The organism is Comamonas aquatilis (assembly GCF_965139575.1).
Lineage (GTDB): Bacteria > Pseudomonadota > Gammaproteobacteria > Burkholderiales > Burkholderiaceae_C > Comamonas > Comamonas aquatilis.
The window spans coordinates 61642-78604 of sequence record NZ_CBCSIW010000006.1 but is presented as its reverse complement, the minus strand read 5'-3'; the positions used below and the strand labels follow the sequence as shown (position 1 = coordinate 78604).

Here is a 16963-nt window from a genome sequence, read left to right as displayed (position 1 = left end):
ACTTCGGATTATGACCGAAATGCTTACTTAGCGCGAGCGGCCACAATGGCTTCCGCCACGTTACGAGGAGCTTCAGCGTAGTGCTTGAACTCCATCGTGTAGCTGGCGCGGCCTTGCGTCATCGAACGCAGCGTAGTGGCGTAGCCGAACATTTCCGACAAAGGCACTTCTGCCTTGATGGCCTTACCGCCACCAACCATGTCGTCCATGCCCTGCACCATGCCGCGACGGGAAGACAAGTCACCCATCACGGTACCGGCGTAGTCTTCAGGCGTTTCCACTTCCACAGCCATCATAGGCTCGAGGATGACGGGGCTGGCCTTGCGAGCAGCTTCCTTGAAACCGAAGATAGCGGCCATCTTGAACGCCATTTCGTTCGAGTCCACATCGTGGTACGAACCGAAAGTCAGCGTGACCTTCACGTCCACCACGGGGTAGCCAGCCAGCACGCCGGAAGTCAGGGCTTCGATCACGCCCTTTTCCACCGCAGGGATGTATTCGCGAGGAACCACACCGCCCTTGATGGCGTCCACGAACTCAAAGCCCTTACCGGCTTCTTGAGGTTCGACAGTGAACACCACGTGACCGTACTGACCCTTACCGCCGGACTGACGAACGAACTTGCCGTCCACGTCAACAACCTTCTGGCGAATGGTTTCGCGGTAGGCAACCTGGGGCTTGCCCACGTTGGCTTCCACGTTGAATTCGCGCTTCATGCGGTCAACAATAATTTCCAGGTGCAGCTCGCCCATACCGGCGATGATGGTCTGACCGGATTCTTCGTCGGTACGCACGCGGAAGGAAGGATCTTCGGCTGCCAGGCGCGACAGGGCGATACCCATCTTTTCCTGGTCAGTCTTGGTCTTGGGTTCCACAGCCTGTGCAATCACGGGCTCGGGGAAGACCATGCGTTCCAGCACGATAGGAGCATCCAGAGCACACAGCGTTTCGCCGGTGGTCACGTCCTTCAGACCCACGCAGGCAGCGATGTCGCCGGCGCGAATTTCTTCGACTTCCACGCGGTCATTCGCCATCATCTGCACGATACGGCCGATACGTTCCTTCTTGCCCTTGACCGAGTTCAGCACGGTTTCACCCTTGCTCAGAACGCCGGAGTACACGCGCACGAAAGTCAGCTGGCCCACGAAGGGGTCGGTCATCAGCTTGAATGCCAGTGCCGAGAACTTCTCTGCATCGTCAGCCTTGCGCGACAGCTTCTTCTCTTCGTCATCGGGATCGGTACCGGTAACGTCAGGAATGTCCACAGGAGCGGGCAGATAGTCGATCACGGCGTCCAGCATGCGCTGAACACCCTTGTTCTTGAACGCGGTGCCGCACAGCATGGGCTGAATTTCGGTGGCCAGGGTACGGGTACGCACGCCGAGCTTCACTTCTTCTTCAGTCAGAGTACCTTCTTCCAGGTACTTGTTCATCAGCTCTTCGCTGGCTTCAGCAGCGGCTTCAACCAGGTTTTCACGCCACTTGTTGGCGGTTTCCACCAGCTCAGCGGGAATCTCTTGGTATTCGAACTTCATGCCCTGGGAAGCTTCATCCCAGATGATGGCCTTCATCTTGACCAGGTCGATCACGCCCTTGAAGTTGTCTTCAGCGCCGATTGGGATCACCACGGGCACGGGGTTGGCGTTCAGACGAGTCTTCATGCCTTCATAGACCTTGAAGAAGTTGGCACCGGTACGGTCCATCTTGTTCACGAAGGCCAGACGAGGCACCTTGTACTTGTTGGCCTGACGCCACACAGTCTCGGATTGGGGCTGCACGCCACCCACGGCGCAGTACACCATGCAAGCACCGTCCAGCACGCGCATGGAACGCTCCACTTCAATCGTGAAGTCCACGTGGCCGGGGGTGTCGATGATGTTGAAGCGGTGCTCGGGGTAGGACAGGTCCATGCCCTTCCAGAAGCAGGTCACTGCAGCGGAAGTGATGGTGATACCACGCTCTTGCTCTTGCTCCATCCAGTCGGTGGTAGCAGCGCCGTCGTGCACTTCGCCCAGCTTGTGAGTCACGCCGGTATAGAACAGGATACGTTCGGTGGTAGTTGTCTTACCTGCGTCAATGTGAGCAGAAATACCGATGTTGCGGTAGCGCTCAATGGGAGTCTTGCGAGCCATGATGATCCTTGATTGATCGAGGAGAAAGTTTGCTACCACTAGCCTCTTGGGCATGCAGCGCAGCAACTTAAATGGGGATGCTCTTAATCGAGACAAGGCCGCAAGCAAACATTGCGTGCGGCCTGTCAGCTTATCGAGCGAAGGTCGATTAGAAGCGGAAGTGGCTGAATGCCTTGTTGGCTTCGGCCATACGGTGCACTTCGTCACGCTTCTTCATGGCGCCGCCACGGCCTTCGGTTGCTTCCAGCAACTCGTTGGCCAGACGTTGAGCCATGGACTTTTCACCGCGCTTGCGGGAGGCTTCCTTGATCCAGCGCATGGACAGAGCCAGACGACGGACGGGGCGCACTTCAACGGGCACTTGGTAGTTAGCACCACCAACGCGGCGGGACTTCACTTCGACCATGGGCTTGACGTTGTTGATAGCAACCACGAAGGCTTCCAGAGGATCCTTATCGGGGTGCTTCTTGGCGATCAGGTCCAGAGCACCGTAAATGATGCGCTCTGCAACAGCCTTCTTGCCGCCTTCCATGATCACGTTCATGAATTTGGACAGCTCGACATTGCCGAACTTTGGATCCGGCAGAATTTCACGTTTGGGGACTTCGCGACGACGTGGCATTTTTTACCTCTATCTTTGCTTCAGTTGGCGTTGTTTCCAACACCGCGAGAGCCAATCAAGGACTCCCACTTACTCGACCCACGCAAAACACTTGCGTTTGGGGTCACTTCGCTGAATCTCGCGCCACGCGGGATACAGCACCTGTTTTTTTGTTCAAAGGAACAGTGCTTACTTAGCCTTAGGCTTCTTGGCACCGTACTTCGAACGGGATTGCTTACGGTCCTTGACGCCTTGCAGGTCAAGCGAACCGCGCACGATGTGGTAACGCACACCGGGCAAATCCTTCACACGGCCGCCGCGCACGAGCACAACGCTGTGTTCTTGCAGGTTGTGGCCTTCACCGCCGATGTACGAAATAACTTCGAAACCGTTGGTCAGACGAACCTTGGCCACCTTACGCAGAGCCGAGTTAGGCTTCTTAGGCGTGGTGGTGTACACACGGGTGCACACGCCACGGCGTTGGGGGCAGTTTTCCATAGCAGGGCTCTTGGATTTAACAACTTCTACCGTGCGGCCCTGACGCACGAGTTGGTTAATGGTTGGCATTAAATAACGTCCCTAAACGTGAATTTGCTTCGTGAAAAGCGAAAACGTGAATCCCTTCGGAAATTCCGAAAAGCCCTCGAATGTACCAGCTTGCGAAACCTAGCACAAGCACTAGCTTGCGATAGCCTCAGCTTGCGCAAGCTTTAGAGCCCAAGCCCGCCGACCCAGAGGCCGCGCGGGCGCGGGCTCTGTGAATTACTTGATCCAAAGGCGGATGGTGTCCCACAGGCGGCCGAAGAAACCGGCTTGCTCCACCGCCTCCAGCGCCACCAGTGGCACTTCCGCCACAGTGTCGGTACCGATCTTCACCTTGAGCGTACCCATGGACTGACCCTTGGCAATGGGCGCAATCAGCGGGTCCTGGCGCACCACTTCGGTGCTCAGCTTGCCGCCGCTGCCCGAAGGCACGGTGACGACAATCGGGCCGCCGGCACGGCCGATCTTGACCGTATTGGCGGCGCCCTTCCAGACGGCAGGCGTTGCCACGGGCTGGTCGCCATCGAACAGTTTGACGGCGTCATAGGCGGTATAGCCCCAGTTCAACAGCTTCTGGCTTTCGTTGGCGCGCGCCTTCTCGCTGGCCGTGCCCAGCACGATGGACAGCAGACGGCGCTGACCCACGTTGGGCAGATCGCGCTTGGCCGTGGCCACCAGGCAGTAACCGGCCGCATTGGTGTGACCGGTCTTCAGGCCGTCCACGGTCGGATCGCGGAACAGCAGCGAATTGCGGTTGCTGCCGTTGGAGGCTGGCGTGCCCGGATAGGCGTAGTGCTTGGTCGCGTAGTAGTGCATGTACTCGGGGAAGTCATGCATCAGGCGCTGCGCCAGGATGGACAGGTCGCGTGCAGTGGTCAGGTGACCAGGCTCCGTCAGACCTTCGGGATTCTTGTAGCTGGTGTTCTTCATGCCCAGGGCCTTGGCCTGGTCATTCATCATCCTGACGAAGTTCTCCGCCGTGCCGCCCACGGCTTCGGCCAGAGCCATGGTCGCGTCATTGCCCGACTGGATGATCATGCCGCTGACCAGATCGTTCACCGGCACCTGCATCTTGGGGTCGATGAACATGCGCGAGCCAGGCATCTTCCAGGCGCGCTCGCTCACGGGCATGGTCTGCTCCAGCGTGATCTTCTTGGCACGCAGGGCGTCAAACACCACATAGGCGCTCATGAGCTTGGTCAGCGAGGCTTGCTCGACAGGCGCGTCAATGTCCTTGGCACCCAGCACCTGACCGGCGGTCACGTCCACCAGCAGATAGTTGCGGGCGGCAATTTCGGGAGGAATGGGAGCGGCCACCTGGGCCATGGCGAACACGGGAGCGACTGCGGCAGCAACCGCCAGCACGCGCAGTGTGGAATAGATGGGCTTCATAAAGAAAACTCTCGCTAAAGCAAAGGTATACGCGGTCAATCACCGGCAAAAATGGCTGAAGCTCAATGGGTAATTGGACTCAGCGCTATGAAAATACAGGGACCGAATACCGAAGGCGTTTCACGGACTCAGCCCCTGCTTGGGCGCCTGCAACGCGGGCGACCAGGGCAATTGCTGTTTACGAGTTCAGATGGCGAACCACCAGATTCTTGAGCAGCGGCAATTGTCCGTGAAAGAAATGACCGACCTGGGGGATGACGGTAACAGGCAGTATCTGCGGGCCCGCCCAGCCCATGACGGCAGACAGGGCCACCGTGTCATCGGCCTCGCCGTGGATGACCAGGGTGCGGTCGTGGGCCTCGGGCGGCACCGGGGCCACATCGAAGCGACTGGCGGCTGTGCCGACAAACACAGCTTTTTCCACCCGACCCTCGGCCCAGAGAGCAGCCAGGGTGTGGCTCATGACGAAGGCACCAAACGAGAAGCCGGCCAGAGCGATCTGGCCTTCAGGCGCAACCTGGCGCACCACGGCCAGCATGTCCTCGAACTCGCCGCGCCCGGCATCATGCTCACCAGCGCTGGCGCCCACGCCACGGAAATTGAAGCGCACCGCCGTATAGCCGCATTGCACAAAAGCACGTGCCAGGGTCTGCACCACCTTGTTATCCATGGTGCCGCCAAACAGCGGATGGGGATGGGCAATGATGGCCACGCCGCGCGAGCTCTGGCCAGGGGCCAGTGCAGGCGCATCGCGCAGGGCTTCGATGGCTCCGGCGGCGCCGGTCAGCATGAGTCGTTCGGTTTGCGAATTCAATTTGCTATCCTGGTTGTAGCACTTGGCGTCTGCATTTATTGGATAGAGGCATCAAACAACCTCAAGTTCCTTGAAAATTCAGCGTCCCACGCTATCAGGAAGTTGAAGGCGCTCCACCACCTTGCCGTTCTTGAGGTGGGATTCGACGATCTCGTCGATATCGCTGTTGTCTATGAAGGTGTACCAGACCCCCTCGGGGTAGACCACGGCCACCGGGCCGCCGGCGCAGCGATCGAGACAGCCGGCCTTGTTCACCCGCACCTGGCCCTTGCCCGCCAGGCCTTCTTGCTTGACGCGCTGCTTGCAGTGGTCAAAACCCTCTTTGGCGCCGTGCAGGGCGCAGCAATCCTCGCCGTTGAGGCGCTCGTTGAGGCAAAAGAAGATGTGGCGCTGGTAGTAGCCAGAGTTTGGGGTGTCGCTCATAGTGCGGCCATTCTAGGCAGAGCGTTCGGGCCTTGACACGTTCACCACCACATATGCAAGCGTCACGTAAGGCCAGAGCCAGCCCAGCCACTGACCCAACCCGTAAAAGCGGATAAAGCGGCCCTGCTCCCAGGCCTGCAATGTCTGTGAGAAATAGGCATTGGTGGGCGCCTGATTGAGGATGCTCAGATGCAGCACCAGCACCAGCAGCAGCAACACGCCGCAGATGCGTCGCGGTAGCGGCAGCGCCACCAGCGCCAGACCCAGCCCGCCCCAGGTGCCCAGGCGCACGGGCAGATCCACCCACTCCCAGGCATGGGCAGGCCCCCAGCTGAGTGCGGCAGACAAGGCCGTGGCCGCAACGCCGGCACTCATCAACACGGCGGCGGCCAGTGCCCGCCGTCCCATATGGCGCATGGCGCAATAGGCCAGCAGACAGGGAATCCACAGCCCCAGCGTGACGCAGAGCATCTCGGTCACCAGGGACAGCGGCATCGCCGGCGTCATGTTCAGCGGCAACCAGACTTCGAACGGCGTGCCCAGCAGCAAATCCTGCACCCAGTCATCGAGCCGCTCCAGCACCTGACCCAGGCTGAAAGGCACGGCTGCCGGAAACAGCAGGGCAAACGGCCACAGCGCCAGCAACACCAGCACGCCGGCCCCGCCCTCGCCCACCCAGCGGGCACGAAACGCGCTCCAGCGCGAAAGCGCACCCAGTTTCTCCAGCAGCATGGCCACCAAGGCACCTATCAACGTACCGGCCGCGTTGAGCAGCAAATCCATGTTCGAGGGCACGCGCCTGGGCAGATAAATCTGCAAAAACTCCATGCACAGCGACAGCAGCGTGCCCGCGACAAACGCCAGCGGTACCGCCGTCCTTGGCTTGCCCGAACGCATCAGCGCCAGCGCCAGGAAAAAGCCCAGCGGCGCGTAGCCTACGATGTTGGTATTGACGTCAAACCAGGTCCAGTACGGCGGCGGCACCTTGGCCAGCAAGAACACCTGCGGCTCAATTCCCTGGGCGCGCCAGCCCTCGAACGGAAACAGGCTGGCAAACACGATCAGCATGGCATACACCGCCGCCAGCGGCCAGGCCGTGGTGTTGCGAATGGAGATAACCGGCACCGACGGTACGGACTGTGCGCTCTCAGACACGATAAGCCCCAGCTTTCAGCAAGCCATCAAAACGGTTTGACCACCACCAGAATCACCGCCGCCACCAGCAGCAGCACCGGCACCTCGTTGTAGAAGCGGAACCAGCGATGGCTTTTGTGGCAGGTATTGGCCTGCAACTTGCGCAGCAGCACAAAGCAGCTGTGGTGATAGCCAATGACCAGCAGCACCACGGCCAGCTTGGCATGCAGCCAGCCGCCGGCAAAGCCCCAGCCCAGCCATAACCACAGACCCAGGCCCAAAGCGGGCACGGCCAGCATGGTGGTAAAGCGCAGCAGCTTGCGCGCCATCAACAGCAGGCGCTCGCGCTCGGCAACCGACTGCGGCGCCACCATGGCCAGATTGACGAAGATGCGTGGCAGATAGAACAAGCCGGCGAACCAGCTGGCGACAAATACGATGTGAAAGGCTTTGACCCAGAGCATGAGGCCCAGTGTAAGCCGCTGCCAGCGCCTGTGCGAGAGATGCGCCATCTGTGCGCCTAGTCCAAACAGCCGTCGCCAACGTCATTGCCGACCGGGTTACGCGGCAGGCAAAAAGTCGCAGGGCTGCGAATGGGGCACAATTTTCGCCATGCATCTGTCTAGCCCCACTCCTTTTCCGCACAACCGTCCGCGCCGCCTGCGCCGCGATGCCTTCACCCGCAATCTGGTTCGCGAGAACGTGCTGACGTCCCACGACTTCATCTACCCGGTGTTCGTGCACGAAGGCACGAACCGCCGCGAGGCCGTGCCCTCCATGCCCGGCGTGGACCGCCTGAGCCTGGATTTGCTGCTGCCCGTGGCCGAAGAATGCGTGAAGCTGGAGATTCCCTATCTGGCCCTGTTCCCCGCCATCGACGCCAGCCTGAAGACGCCCGACGGCCGGGAAGCCCTGAACCCCGACGGCCTGATCCCCCGCGTGGTGCGCGCTCTCAAAAAGGAATTCCCCCAGCTGGGCGTGATGACCGATGTGGCGCTGGACCCCTACACCAGCCACGGCCAGGACGGCATCCTGGACGAGAGCGGCTACATCATCAACGATGACACTGTGGAAGTGCTGGTGGGCCAGGCGCTGAACCACGCCGAAGCCGGCGTGGACATGGTCGCCCCCAGCGACATGATGGACGGCCGCATTGGCGCCATCCGCGAAGCGCTGGAGCTGCAAGGCCATATTCACACCCGCATCATGGCCTACAGCGCCAAGTACGCCAGCGCCTTCTACGGCCCCTTCCGCGATGCCGTGGGCACGCGCGGCGCCCTGGGCAAGGCCGACAAGAACGTCTACCAGATGGACCCCGCCAACACCGACGAAGCCCTGCGCGAAGTGGCGCTGGACATCGCCGAAGGCGCGGACATGGTGATGGTCAAGCCCGGCATGCCGTACCTGGACGTGGTGCGCCGCGTCAAGGACGAGTTCAAGGTCCCCACCTTCGCCTACCAGGTGTCGGGCGAGTACGCCATGATCAAGGCCGCTGCGGCCAACGGCTGGCTGGATCACGACGCCGTGATGATGGAAGCCCTGCTGGCTTTCAAGCGCGCTGGCGCCGACGGCATCCTGACCTATTTCGCCATCGATGCAGCCAAGAAGCTGCGCGGCGGCCAATGAAATTGATAGCTGCAAGCGCAGGCTGAATTTGCACTTGAAGCCAATTCAGGCATGATTTCACGGCCCGGGAACGCCTTCCGGGCCGTTTTGTTTTGAATTCACGTTGACACCAAGGTCGCCCTCCATGCGCGTGCTGCACATCACTCCCCAACAAGCCCGGCCTCTGGATGCGCTGCCGCAAGCAGCGCCCGAGACCGGCTTTTACTGGGTCTCCTGCACACGCGCCCAGCTGGAGGCACAGCTGCCTCAGGTTCAAGCCATGCTCGGCCACGTGGGCGGTGCGCCGCTGGTGGATCTGCATGTCTCGGACTTGCTCAACCCCCAGCTGCCGTCGAATTACGACTACACCTCGGCCTACGACATCCTGGTGTTCCGCCGCCTGGCCACGGCGCATCTGCCGCCGCTGACGGCCGTGGGCAAGGCCGTCCCTGCCGCAGCACCGGCTGCCGTAGCTCCCGTCACTCCGCCTGTTTCCGTGCAGCCGGCGACGGCAGACGGCAAGCCGGCCCAGGCTGCACCTGCCTCGCACCGCCCTGCCCACCACAGCACGGGTAGCGCCGGCAGCCGCGACACCGCCGTGCTGCAGCGCGTGGAAACCCAGCCCGTGGGCTTTGCGCTGTACGACAGGGTCCTGCTGTCGGTGCACCCGGATGAATGCTTTTTGCGTGAAAGCTACTGGCAACGACTGGAGTCCGGTTCCGCCAAGGGCGACGGACGCACCAGCAATACCAAGATGCCGGTGGAGCCTGCGGATCTGATGCTGCGCATGGTCAACACCATGGTCGACGGCTATCTGGATCTGCGCCGCAGCCTGACCCGCCAGATTGATCACTGGCAACTGGCCCTGCTGCGCCCCAACAAGCGCTTCACCAGCTGGAACAGCGTGCTCGACGTGCGCCTGGCCTTGCACCAGCTCGATGAAATCTGCGAAGACCAGCGCGCCAGCGTGCAGGACTGGACCGAGGCGCTGGAAGGCTGGCCGCCTGAAAGCACACCCGCCCGCCAGCACGAGCGCGAACTGCTGCGCGTGCGCTCACGCGACGTGCTCGAGCACATAGAGCGTGTGACCCACCACATTCACCGCATGGAGCAAAGCGCCGAGACCGCTGTGCAGATGCACTTCTCGGCCCAGAGCAACCGCGCCAACGACATCATGCGCACGCTGACCACGGTGACGGCCATTTTCCTGCCACTGAACCTGATTGCCGGCATCTTCGGCATGAACTTCGAGTTCATCCCGCTGGTGCACAAAAAAGACGGCTTCATCTGGGCCCTGATTTCCATGCTCGTGATCTCGGTGGTCCTGATTGCCTACTTCTGGCGTCGCCGCTACCTGGAAAGCGAAGACAAGGAATAAAAAATAGCGCCAAGCCCATATCCATGATGGGCAAGGCGCTATGGTTGTTACCAGCTATGGCCGGCTGGCATCAGCCCAGGTGCCGGGCAAAAAAGGCCAGCGTACGCTCCTTGGCCTGGGCGGCGGCAGCGGCGTTGTAGGAACCGCGTAGATCGCAATTGAAACCATGATCGGCCTCGTAGACATGGACCTCTACCTTGGGCTGGGCTTGCTTGAAAGCTTGCACCGACTCCAGGGAGATGTAGTGGTCCAGCGTGCCGAAGTGGGCCAGCACCGGGCACAGCGCCTGGCGGCTGGCTTCCAGCTCGCTCGTCATGCCGCCGCCGTAATAGCAGACCGCCGCCGAGATGCTGGCGAGCTCGCAGGCCGAGCGCCAGGTCATCAGACCGCCCCAGCAAAAACCCACCACGCCAATCTTGCCGCCAGGCACCAGCGTGGCCGCATGGGCCACAGCCGCTTCCACATCGCGCAGTACGCCGGGAGCGGGCAAGGCCTCCACCGCACCCTTGAGGGCAAAGCCCTGCTGCATATCGGCTTCGGTGTAGCCCAGGTCCACATCGGCTTGCACACGGGCAAACATGGCGGGCGCCACAGCAACATAGCCCTCGGCGGCATAGCGGTCGGCCACCGAGCGGATATGGCTGTTCACGCCAAAAATCTCTTGCAGCACAACGATGGCGCCACGCGGCTGGCCTTCCGGCAGAGCCACGTAAGCCGGCGTTTTTGCGCCATCCACGGCTGTCAATTCCACAAAACTACCCATATCAAGCTCCTCTTTTCGTTGCACAAGTCGCACGCCCGGCGTGCGTTCGCAGCCTGTTTCACCCATGTCGGCAAGCTGGGTGCTGTAATGGCTGCTGCACGCCGGCGATCCGGCCATTTTTTCACAGGAGTGTTCATGGAGAGCAAAGCCTCCCGACGAAAAGTTGCCCTCATCACCGGCGGCAGCCGCGGCATAGGAGCGGCCACCGCCTTGCTGGCCGCAGCACAAGGCTGGGATGTGCTGATCAGCTACCAGAGCCAGCAGGCGGCGGCCGAGGCCGTGGTGGCCCAGGCGCGTGCACTGGGCGCCAACGCCCATGCCGTGCAGGCCGATGTGGGCGAGGAGGCCCAGGTGCTCAAGCTGTTTGGCGCACTCGACGAACGTTTTGACAGCCTTGACGCCCTGGTCAACAACGCCGGCGTGGTGGATGTGGCCCAGACCGTGGCCGAGTACAGCCTGCAGCGGCTGGAGCGCATGTTCCGCGTCAACACCGTGGGCGCTTTTGTCTGCGCCCGCGAGGCCGTGCTGCGCATGAGCATCCGGCGCGGCGGCCGTGGGGGGGCCATCGTCAACGTCTCCAGCATTGCGGCGCGCCTGGGTGCGCCAGGCCAGTACGTGGACTACGCTGCCTCCAAGGGTGCGGTAGATGTGCTGACCCTGGGCCTGGCCAAGGAGGTGGCCGCCGAAGGCATACGCGTGAACGCCGTGCGCCCGGGGCTGATAGAGACCGACATCCACGCCAGTGGCGGCCAGCCGGATCGCGTGCAGCGCCTGGCCCCGAATATTCCCATGCAACGCGGCGGCACCGCCCAGGAGGTGGCCGATGCGATCGTGTGGCTGATGGGCGATGGCTCACACTACACCACAGGCAGTCTGATCGAAATTTCCGGAGGCAATCTCTAATGGATCTCAAGCCGCTGATTACGCTGGTCGCCATCATCAACCCGCTGGCCATTGTTCCGTTCTTCATCCACTACACCGAGGGCCTGAGTCCGCAGCAGCGCCGGCAGACCATTCGCACCGCCGCCTTTGCCGCGTTTTGCGTGATTGCCGTCTGCGCCTTGCTGGGTCTGCAAATCCTGCAGTTCTTCAATATCTCGCTGCAAAGCTTTCAGGTGGGCGGCGGCCTGCTGCTGCTGCTCAGCGCCATGAATATGCTCAACGCGCGCCCGGCCGAAGAGCGGCCGAACAACTCCACGCTGGAGGCCGGCGTGGAAAAAGCCGCCATGGGCAACAGCATTGCCGTCGTGCCGCTGACCATTCCGCTACTGACCGGACCGGCCGCCATGTCCACGGTGGTGATCTATGCCGACCAGGCCCGCACCGTCTGGCAGCATATCTCGCTGGTGGGCTATGGCGTGGTGGTGGCGCTGGCCGTGGTGATCTGCTTTTCGCTGGCCGACCCGATTGCCCGCGTGCTGGGCAAGACCGGCATCAACGTGATGACCCGACTGATGGGCCTGATTCTGGCCGCCCTGGCGATCGAGGTGATGGCCGGCGGCCTGATCAAGATCTTCCCCATCCTGGCCTCACCGGCGATCTACCCCTGAGCTGCTACACCGCCTCCTGCAAGGGGGCGTGCTTGTTTATGCGGTATGCGCTGCCTGGCGTTCTGCGCTGCCGCAGGCTCCGCCACAGCCGGTGATCGGTTCCGCAGGCAGGGCTTCAGGCGTCAACAGCTGTCCCGTGACGGGATCAAAGCCCGTGCTGCGCATATGCAGGGCCAGGGCCGCATCCATGTTTTGCGCATGATGGCTGAACCAGGGGCCCAGCTCGGCCGCCATGTGGCGGATGCTTGCCAGATCGCCTTGCGCGCCCTTGACCGCGCCTTCGCGCATGACGGCCAGCACCACCTTGTGCTGCTGGCTATGGCAGTTGCCCGTGGCAAAGCCCGTGGTCTGCATCCAGCGGTCTTCCTGATCGAAGTGGTGCTGGGTATGCGCGATCAGCGCCTCCCACAGCGCCGGCAGCCGCGCATCGTCGACCGCCTCCACCTGCGCCAGCAAGGTCACGAACTCCTCATGCACGGCATCCATGACAGGCAGGTCCAAAACGAGAGCGGGCGTCCATTCCAGGCTGGCCATAGCGATTCCTTTGCGTTGCGGTTGGCAGTTCATCGCAGCTTAGGAAATACCGGCCCGGCGGCCATTGACCCACATCAGCAAAGCCGCGCGCCGTGACCGAAACGAATCAAAAAAGCCCTGCATGGCAGGGCTTGATCGAAAAGTACGATGCCGCTCAGCGCCCGTAGCCCTGCAACCACCGGCTGACCTGGGCGGTGACATCGTCCACGCTGCGGGCCATGGCCTGGGCGCCGCCCGCTGCATCGTTGGAGGCGGCCGGCGTCTGGGCCGTAAAAACCTTCTGGCCCAGCAAGGCATTGCCCGCGCCGCCGCTGGTCCGGCCTATCAGGCTGGCACGCAAGCGCACCACGGCCTGGCTGGTCTGCGCACTGTCGAACACCTGGCTGAACTCATCGATCTCCACGCGCAGCACGCCAATCGTGCGCTTGTCGCTCACCGTGGCGCTGACATTGTCTTTTTCGGTGAGGATGGGGCGCTCCTGACCCAGACGCATGCGTAGGCGCTGCTCCATCATCTGGGCCGGTGACAGGCCCCAACGCGCATTCTGATAGGCGCGCAGTTGCTGGCTGTCCGCATAGTTCAGGCGGTAGAACATGGCCGTCGTGCCGTCGGGCAAGCCCGGAGTCTGGACCTCTGCCAGCACCAGCGGCGTCAGCGCCGTCGCGGGTGCGGCCGCACTGGCAGGCTGCTGAGCGCCCAGATCGGCCAGCCCCAGGTCGTAGCGCACGGGCTGGATGGGAGCCGTGGGCAGGCCGGAGCAGGCGGCCAGCGCCAGCACCAGACCAGCCGCGCCGAAAGCGCCCAGCATCCGACGACCGAAGATTGAAGTGTTTTGCAATGCCATCACGATTCCTTGTTCCTGATTCAGCGGCTGGCGGCTGGTGCAGCAAAGCCGGGCTCGCCGGGTCCGGGCATGCCAGCGCCGGCGCCGTAGATCACGGCTTGCGGGTTGTCGTTGAAGCGGCTGGCCACATTGCTGATATTGCGGGCGGCGCGGGAGACTTCGTCTGCAGCATTGTTCACCCGTGGCAGCGTGCCCCGACCCATGCTCTCGGCAGCCTGTGTCAGCGCCTGCGTGCCCTGGGCGATCTGCTGCAGCGGCCCGTCAGGCGCATTGACCCTGCGCACCGTCTGCTGCAGCTCGGTGGCCACGCCGGTGGCCGCATCGCTGGCCTTGCTCAGGGATTGCAGCGTCTGGTGCGCGTCGGCGGTGATTTGCGGAAAGCCTGCAGCGGCCTTGTTCAGAGTGGTCGCCAGCTCCGTGACGCCGCCCGCCGCTGTGGCGATATTCTCCAGTGCCGCGCTCACGCGCTGCTGGTTGTCTTCGCCCAACATGGAGTTCAGGCGGCGTGAAATCTCATCCACCCGCTCAAGCAGCACCGGCCCCTGGTCGGCCAGCATATTGAGTGGCGAAGAGCGCATGAACAGGCGCGGCAAGCCGCTGGGGCCGGGCTTGAGCGCATGCGCCGAGGGTTTGCCGTCGTCGAGCTGGATATGGGCCAGCCCCGTCACGCCTTGATAGCCCAGCTGGGCGAAGGTATTGGGAGTGACCGGCGTGTTTTCGCCCACCGCAATGCGTATCAGCACATTGCCGGGAATCTGCGGGTCAAAGCCGATGCGCACCACCTTGCCCACGGGCACGCCTTTGTAGCGCACCGTGGCCTGGGGCTGCAGGCCGCTGACGCCGTCCTTGGTCGTCAGCTCGTAGAGCTGGTATTCGCGGTTGTCGCGCGTGAGCCAGACCGCCAGTCCGGCCAGCAAAGCGGCGACCAGCAGCACAAAAATGCCGGCCGCCATGGCATGAGATTTGTTTTCCATCAGCTTTCCTCTGCGGCCACGCCGCCTTGCACCGGGGCCATGGCGCGTCGGCCGCGATCGCCCTGGAAGAAGTGTTCGATAAACGGGTGTTCGACTTCGGCCACATCGCGTGGCGCACCGGTGAACAGCACTTTTTTCTCGGCCAGCACCGCCACACGGGTGGACAGGGCAAACAGCGTGTCCAGATCGTGGGTGACCATGATCACCGTCAGGCCCAGCTCGCGATGAATGTCGAGCAGCAGCTCGCAGAACTCGTCCGAGCCGTTCGGGTCCAGCCCAGCCGTGGGCTCGTCCAGCAGCAGCAGCGGAGGGTCCATCATCAGTGCCCGCGCCAGGGCCACGCGCTTGATCATGCCGCCGGACAGATCCGAGGGCATGCGTGCAGCGTGCTCGGGCTTCAGGCCCACCATCTGCAGCTTGACCAGGGCGGCATCGCGCACCACTTCGTCAGGCAGCGTGCCGCGCTCGCGCAGCGCAAACGCAATATTGTCCAGCACGTTGAAGGCCGAATACAGCGCGCCTTGCTGGAACAGCATGCCCACATGGCTGGCTGCCAGCTCGCCGCTGATGACTTCGCGCGAAGGCCGACCATCGATGGTCACCGTGCCCCGGGAAGGCGTGAGCAAGCCCAGGATCTGACGCAGCAGCACGGTCTTGCCCGTGCCCGAGCCGCCCACCAGGGTCAGGATTTCGCCGGGGTAGACGTTCAGATTCAGGTCCTGATGCACGGCAAAGCGCGACTCGCCAGAGCCGAACTCGGTCCACAGATCCCTGGCCTGCACCAACGGCTGTTGGTCTTCCGGGGGTCTGTAGCCGCCCACAGCGCCATCGACCGACGGCTTCTGGATAGAGGAGGTCATGTCGCTCATGGCTCAGAACCCCACGTTGCGGAACAGGATGGCAAAAATCGCGTCCACGATGATGACCATGGTGATGGACGACACCACCGAAGCCGTGGTGCCGCGGCCCAGGCTCTGGGTGTTGGGTTCCACCTGCAGCCCCCAGTGGCAGCCTATCAGCGCGATCATCACGCCAAACACCACCGACTTGCCCATGGCCAGCACCAGATTGCCGATCTTGACGGCCGCAGGCAGGCTTTCGAAGAAATAGGAGGGCGTGATGCCCATGGTCAGGTCTGCGGCCACCATGCCGCCGGCCAGAGCGGCAAGAATAGTCCACAGCGCCACCAGCGGCATGGACACGGCCAGCGCCAGCGCCCGCGGCATGACCAGTCGGTAGCCCTGGGAGATGCCCATGACCTGCATGGCATCGAGCTCCTCCGTCACCCGCATCACGCCGATCTGCGCGGTGATGGCCGAGCCGCTGCGACCCGCCACCAGAATGGCGGCCAGCAGCGGCCCCAGTTCGCGGATCAGCGAAATGCCCAGAATATTGACGATGAAAGACTCGGCGCCGAACTGGCGCAGCTGCAAAGCCATCAGATAGGCCAGCACCACGCCGATCAAAAAGCCCACCAGTGCCGTGATGGGCAAGGCCGTAGCCCCCGTGGCATAGAGGTGACCCGAAATATCACGCCAGGGGCCGCGCAACGGGCTGCGCAGCAGGCGCAGCACATCGAGCAGCAACTGGCCGATCAAACGAACCAGGCTGACAAAATGGTCGCACGCATGCATGACCAAGCGGCCCAGACAGTCCACCTGCGTCATCAGTCCGCCAGGCTGGGGCTTGGGCGCAGGCACATCACTGAAATGCGCCACCCGCTCCAGCATGGTGCGCTGCTTGTCCGTGGTCTGCAGCTTCTCGGGCCAGCGCTTGCCCCATTGCTCCCACAGCAGCTGGGCGCCCACATGGTCCAGCCATTGCAGCTGGCGCAAATCCCAGCCGACCTGGGGCGGCACAGTCTTGATCTGCGCCTGCAAACGCTGCCAATGCTTGCGGTCGCCGAGCTCTGCGGCGCTCCAGCGGCCCTGCGGCGTGGCCCAGGACGCGTTGTCGAGCGTCTGTACAAGGCATTGGGGTGATGAGTCGGAGCTGGGCAAAGAGTGAAATCCTCGGTCAAAAACACAACCCGCAGCGGGGCTTGAGACCCGCAGGATAACGCGGGCCGGTGACAGGCGCCAGTTTCGCGCCCAGGGACGGCGCCCATAGCCCTTGCGTCGCAGTCATGGAGAGAAACGCGGAAGAACGTGAAATTTTTATCAAAAAAGGCTGAGAGAGCACATATGCTTTGCATCTAACGCTTCCAAATAGATAGCACATCACGCTTTCCCTATCGACAGATGGATGCTGCTTTGCACAATCGATCCGCACCAAGG

Annotated in this window: 18 protein-coding genes; 4 read left to right on the top strand and 14 right to left on the bottom strand. The window is 62.4% G+C overall.

All coding sequences use genetic code 11. The annotated features are described in order from the left end of the window. Positions 1 to 23: 23 nt before the first annotated feature. The 8 genes from fusA to ACNAZA_RS09980 form a co-directional block, all read right to left on the bottom strand. A complete protein-coding gene (gene fusA / locus ACNAZA_RS10015; RefSeq protein WP_415796467.1) occupies positions 24 to 2132 on the bottom strand; it encodes an elongation factor G in 2109 nt (702 codons plus the stop codon). 148 nt (positions 2133 to 2280) lie between these two features. Next, the gene (gene rpsG, locus ACNAZA_RS10010) at positions 2281 to 2754 is read right to left on the bottom strand and encodes a 30S ribosomal protein S7 (RefSeq protein WP_120965859.1); all 474 of its coding nucleotides are present in this window, start codon (positions 2752 to 2754) and stop codon (positions 2281 to 2283) included. A 168-nt stretch (positions 2755 to 2922) separates the two neighbouring features. Then, complete coding sequence (gene rpsL, locus ACNAZA_RS10005) at positions 2923 to 3300, bottom strand: 30S ribosomal protein S12 (protein ID WP_012202325.1); 378 nt, start codon at positions 3298 to 3300, stop codon at positions 2923 to 2925. A 195-nt stretch (positions 3301 to 3495) separates the two neighbouring features. After that, positions 3496 to 4668 carry a D-alanyl-D-alanine carboxypeptidase family protein gene (locus tag ACNAZA_RS10000; protein ID WP_415796466.1) on the bottom strand — a complete coding sequence of 391 codons (1173 nt, stop codon included), beginning with the start codon at positions 4666 to 4668 and terminating at the stop codon, positions 3496 to 3498. A 178-nt stretch (positions 4669 to 4846) separates the two neighbouring features. Beyond that, complete coding sequence (locus ACNAZA_RS09995) at positions 4847 to 5482, bottom strand: alpha/beta hydrolase (protein WP_415796465.1); 636 nt, start codon at positions 5480 to 5482, stop codon at positions 4847 to 4849. 78 nt (positions 5483 to 5560) lie between these two features. Further along, positions 5561 to 5905 (bottom strand): (2Fe-2S) ferredoxin domain-containing protein, encoded by a 345-nt coding sequence (locus tag ACNAZA_RS09990; protein ID WP_415796464.1) that lies wholly within the window; start codon positions 5903 to 5905, stop codon positions 5561 to 5563. Positions 5906 to 5917: 12 nt separating this feature from the next. Further along, entirely contained in the window at positions 5918 to 6973 is a 1056-nt protein-coding gene (locus ACNAZA_RS09985) for a VanZ family protein (protein ID WP_415796554.1), read from the bottom strand. A gap of 113 nt (positions 6974 to 7086) precedes the next feature. Beyond that, positions 7087 to 7503, bottom strand: a complete 417-nt coding sequence (locus ACNAZA_RS09980; protein ID WP_120965851.1) for a CopD family protein — start codon at positions 7501 to 7503, stop codon at positions 7087 to 7089. A 148-nt stretch (positions 7504 to 7651) separates the two neighbouring features. On the opposite strand from ACNAZA_RS09980, the gene hemB reads away from it, so the two are divergent. After that, positions 7652 to 8665, top strand: coding sequence for a porphobilinogen synthase (gene hemB / locus ACNAZA_RS09975; RefSeq protein WP_415796463.1), 1014 nt, complete (start codon positions 7652 to 7654; stop codon positions 8663 to 8665). Positions 8666 to 8789: 124 nt separating this feature from the next. Next, positions 8790 to 10022, top strand: coding sequence for a magnesium transporter CorA family protein (locus tag ACNAZA_RS09970; protein ID WP_415796462.1), 1233 nt, complete (start codon positions 8790 to 8792; stop codon positions 10020 to 10022). Positions 10023 to 10092: 70 nt separating this feature from the next. Here the strand turns inward: ACNAZA_RS09970 and ACNAZA_RS09965 are convergent, their stop codons facing one another. Beyond that, positions 10093 to 10785 carry a dienelactone hydrolase family protein gene (locus ACNAZA_RS09965; RefSeq protein WP_415796461.1) on the bottom strand — a complete coding sequence of 231 codons (693 nt, stop codon included), beginning with the start codon at positions 10783 to 10785 and terminating at the stop codon, positions 10093 to 10095. A gap of 135 nt (positions 10786 to 10920) precedes the next feature. On the opposite strand from ACNAZA_RS09965, the gene ACNAZA_RS09960 reads away from it, so the two are divergent. Then, on the top strand, positions 10921 to 11688 hold the full coding sequence (locus tag ACNAZA_RS09960) for an SDR family oxidoreductase (RefSeq protein WP_415796460.1): 768 nt from the start codon (positions 10921 to 10923) through the stop codon (positions 11686 to 11688). Beyond that, positions 11688 to 12335, top strand: a complete 648-nt coding sequence (locus ACNAZA_RS09955; protein ID WP_120965843.1) for a MarC family protein — start codon at positions 11688 to 11690, stop codon at positions 12333 to 12335. Before ACNAZA_RS09960 ends, ACNAZA_RS09955 begins: the two co-directional genes overlap by 1 nt. A 36-nt stretch (positions 12336 to 12371) precedes the next feature. Here ACNAZA_RS09955 and ACNAZA_RS09950 read toward each other — a convergent pair whose 3' ends face one another. The 5 genes from ACNAZA_RS09950 to ACNAZA_RS09930 form a co-directional block, all read right to left on the bottom strand. Next, positions 12372 to 12869, bottom strand: coding sequence for a hemerythrin domain-containing protein (locus ACNAZA_RS09950; RefSeq protein WP_415796459.1), 498 nt, complete (start codon positions 12867 to 12869; stop codon positions 12372 to 12374). A gap of 154 nt (positions 12870 to 13023) precedes the next feature. Further along, positions 13024 to 13713 carry an ABC-type transport auxiliary lipoprotein family protein gene (locus ACNAZA_RS09945; RefSeq protein ID WP_415796458.1) on the bottom strand — a complete coding sequence of 230 codons (690 nt, stop codon included), beginning with the start codon at positions 13711 to 13713 and terminating at the stop codon, positions 13024 to 13026. A 20-nt stretch (positions 13714 to 13733) separates the two neighbouring features. Further along, a complete protein-coding gene (locus tag ACNAZA_RS09940) occupies positions 13734 to 14687 on the bottom strand; it encodes an MlaD family protein (RefSeq protein WP_415796457.1) in 954 nt (317 codons plus the stop codon). Then, positions 14687 to 15547 (bottom strand): ABC transporter ATP-binding protein, encoded by an 861-nt coding sequence (locus ACNAZA_RS09935; RefSeq protein ID WP_415796553.1) that lies wholly within the window; start codon positions 15545 to 15547, stop codon positions 14687 to 14689. The genes ACNAZA_RS09940 and ACNAZA_RS09935 overlap by 1 nt, the downstream gene beginning before the upstream one ends. Before the next feature lie 12 nt (positions 15548 to 15559). Next, the gene (locus tag ACNAZA_RS09930) at positions 15560 to 16687 is read right to left on the bottom strand and encodes an MlaE family ABC transporter permease (protein ID WP_415796456.1); all 1128 of its coding nucleotides are present in this window, start codon (positions 16685 to 16687) and stop codon (positions 15560 to 15562) included. Between the last annotated feature and the right edge of the window lie 276 nt (positions 16688 to 16963).

What these genes read in the sequence shown, in the direction of transcription:
- fusA (WP_415796467.1), bottom strand. Translation starts at nt 2,132, where the DNA reads ATGGCTCGCAAGACTCCCATTGAGCGCTACCGCAACATCGGTATTTCT.
- rpsG (WP_120965859.1), bottom strand. Translation starts at nt 2,754, where the DNA reads ATGCCACGTCGTCGCGAAGTCCCCAAACGTGAAATTCTGCCGGATCCA.
- rpsL (WP_012202325.1), bottom strand. Translation starts at nt 3,300, where the DNA reads ATGCCAACCATTAACCAACTCGTGCGTCAGGGCCGCACGGTAGAAGTT.
- ACNAZA_RS10000 (WP_415796466.1), bottom strand. Translation starts at nt 4,668, where the DNA reads ATGAAGCCCATCTATTCCACACTGCGCGTGCTGGCGGTTGCTGCCGCA.
- ACNAZA_RS09990 (WP_415796464.1), bottom strand. Translation starts at nt 5,905, where the DNA reads ATGAGCGACACCCCAAACTCTGGCTACTACCAGCGCCACATCTTCTTT.
- ACNAZA_RS09985 (WP_415796554.1), bottom strand. Translation starts at nt 6,973, where the DNA reads ATGCTGATCGTGTTTGCCAGCCTGTTTCCGTTCGAGGGCTGGCGCGCC.
- ACNAZA_RS09980 (WP_120965851.1), bottom strand. Translation starts at nt 7,503, where the DNA reads ATGCTCTGGGTCAAAGCCTTTCACATCGTATTTGTCGCCAGCTGGTTC.
- hemB (WP_415796463.1), top strand. Translation starts at nt 7,652, where the DNA reads ATGCATCTGTCTAGCCCCACTCCTTTTCCGCACAACCGTCCGCGCCGC.
- ACNAZA_RS09970 (WP_415796462.1), top strand. Translation starts at nt 8,790, where the DNA reads ATGCGCGTGCTGCACATCACTCCCCAACAAGCCCGGCCTCTGGATGCG.
- ACNAZA_RS09965 (WP_415796461.1), bottom strand. Translation starts at nt 10,785, where the DNA reads ATGGGTAGTTTTGTGGAATTGACAGCCGTGGATGGCGCAAAAACGCCG.
- ACNAZA_RS09960 (WP_415796460.1), top strand. Translation starts at nt 10,921, where the DNA reads ATGGAGAGCAAAGCCTCCCGACGAAAAGTTGCCCTCATCACCGGCGGC.
- ACNAZA_RS09955 (WP_120965843.1), top strand. Translation starts at nt 11,688, where the DNA reads ATGGATCTCAAGCCGCTGATTACGCTGGTCGCCATCATCAACCCGCTG.
- ACNAZA_RS09950 (WP_415796459.1), bottom strand. Translation starts at nt 12,869, where the DNA reads ATGGCCAGCCTGGAATGGACGCCCGCTCTCGTTTTGGACCTGCCTGTC.
- ACNAZA_RS09945 (WP_415796458.1), bottom strand. Translation starts at nt 13,713, where the DNA reads ATGGCATTGCAAAACACTTCAATCTTCGGTCGTCGGATGCTGGGCGCT.
- ACNAZA_RS09940 (WP_415796457.1), bottom strand. Translation starts at nt 14,687, where the DNA reads ATGGAAAACAAATCTCATGCCATGGCGGCCGGCATTTTTGTGCTGCTG.
- ACNAZA_RS09935 (WP_415796553.1), bottom strand. Translation starts at nt 15,547, where the DNA reads ATGACCTCCTCTATCCAGAAGCCGTCGGTCGATGGCGCTGTGGGCGGC.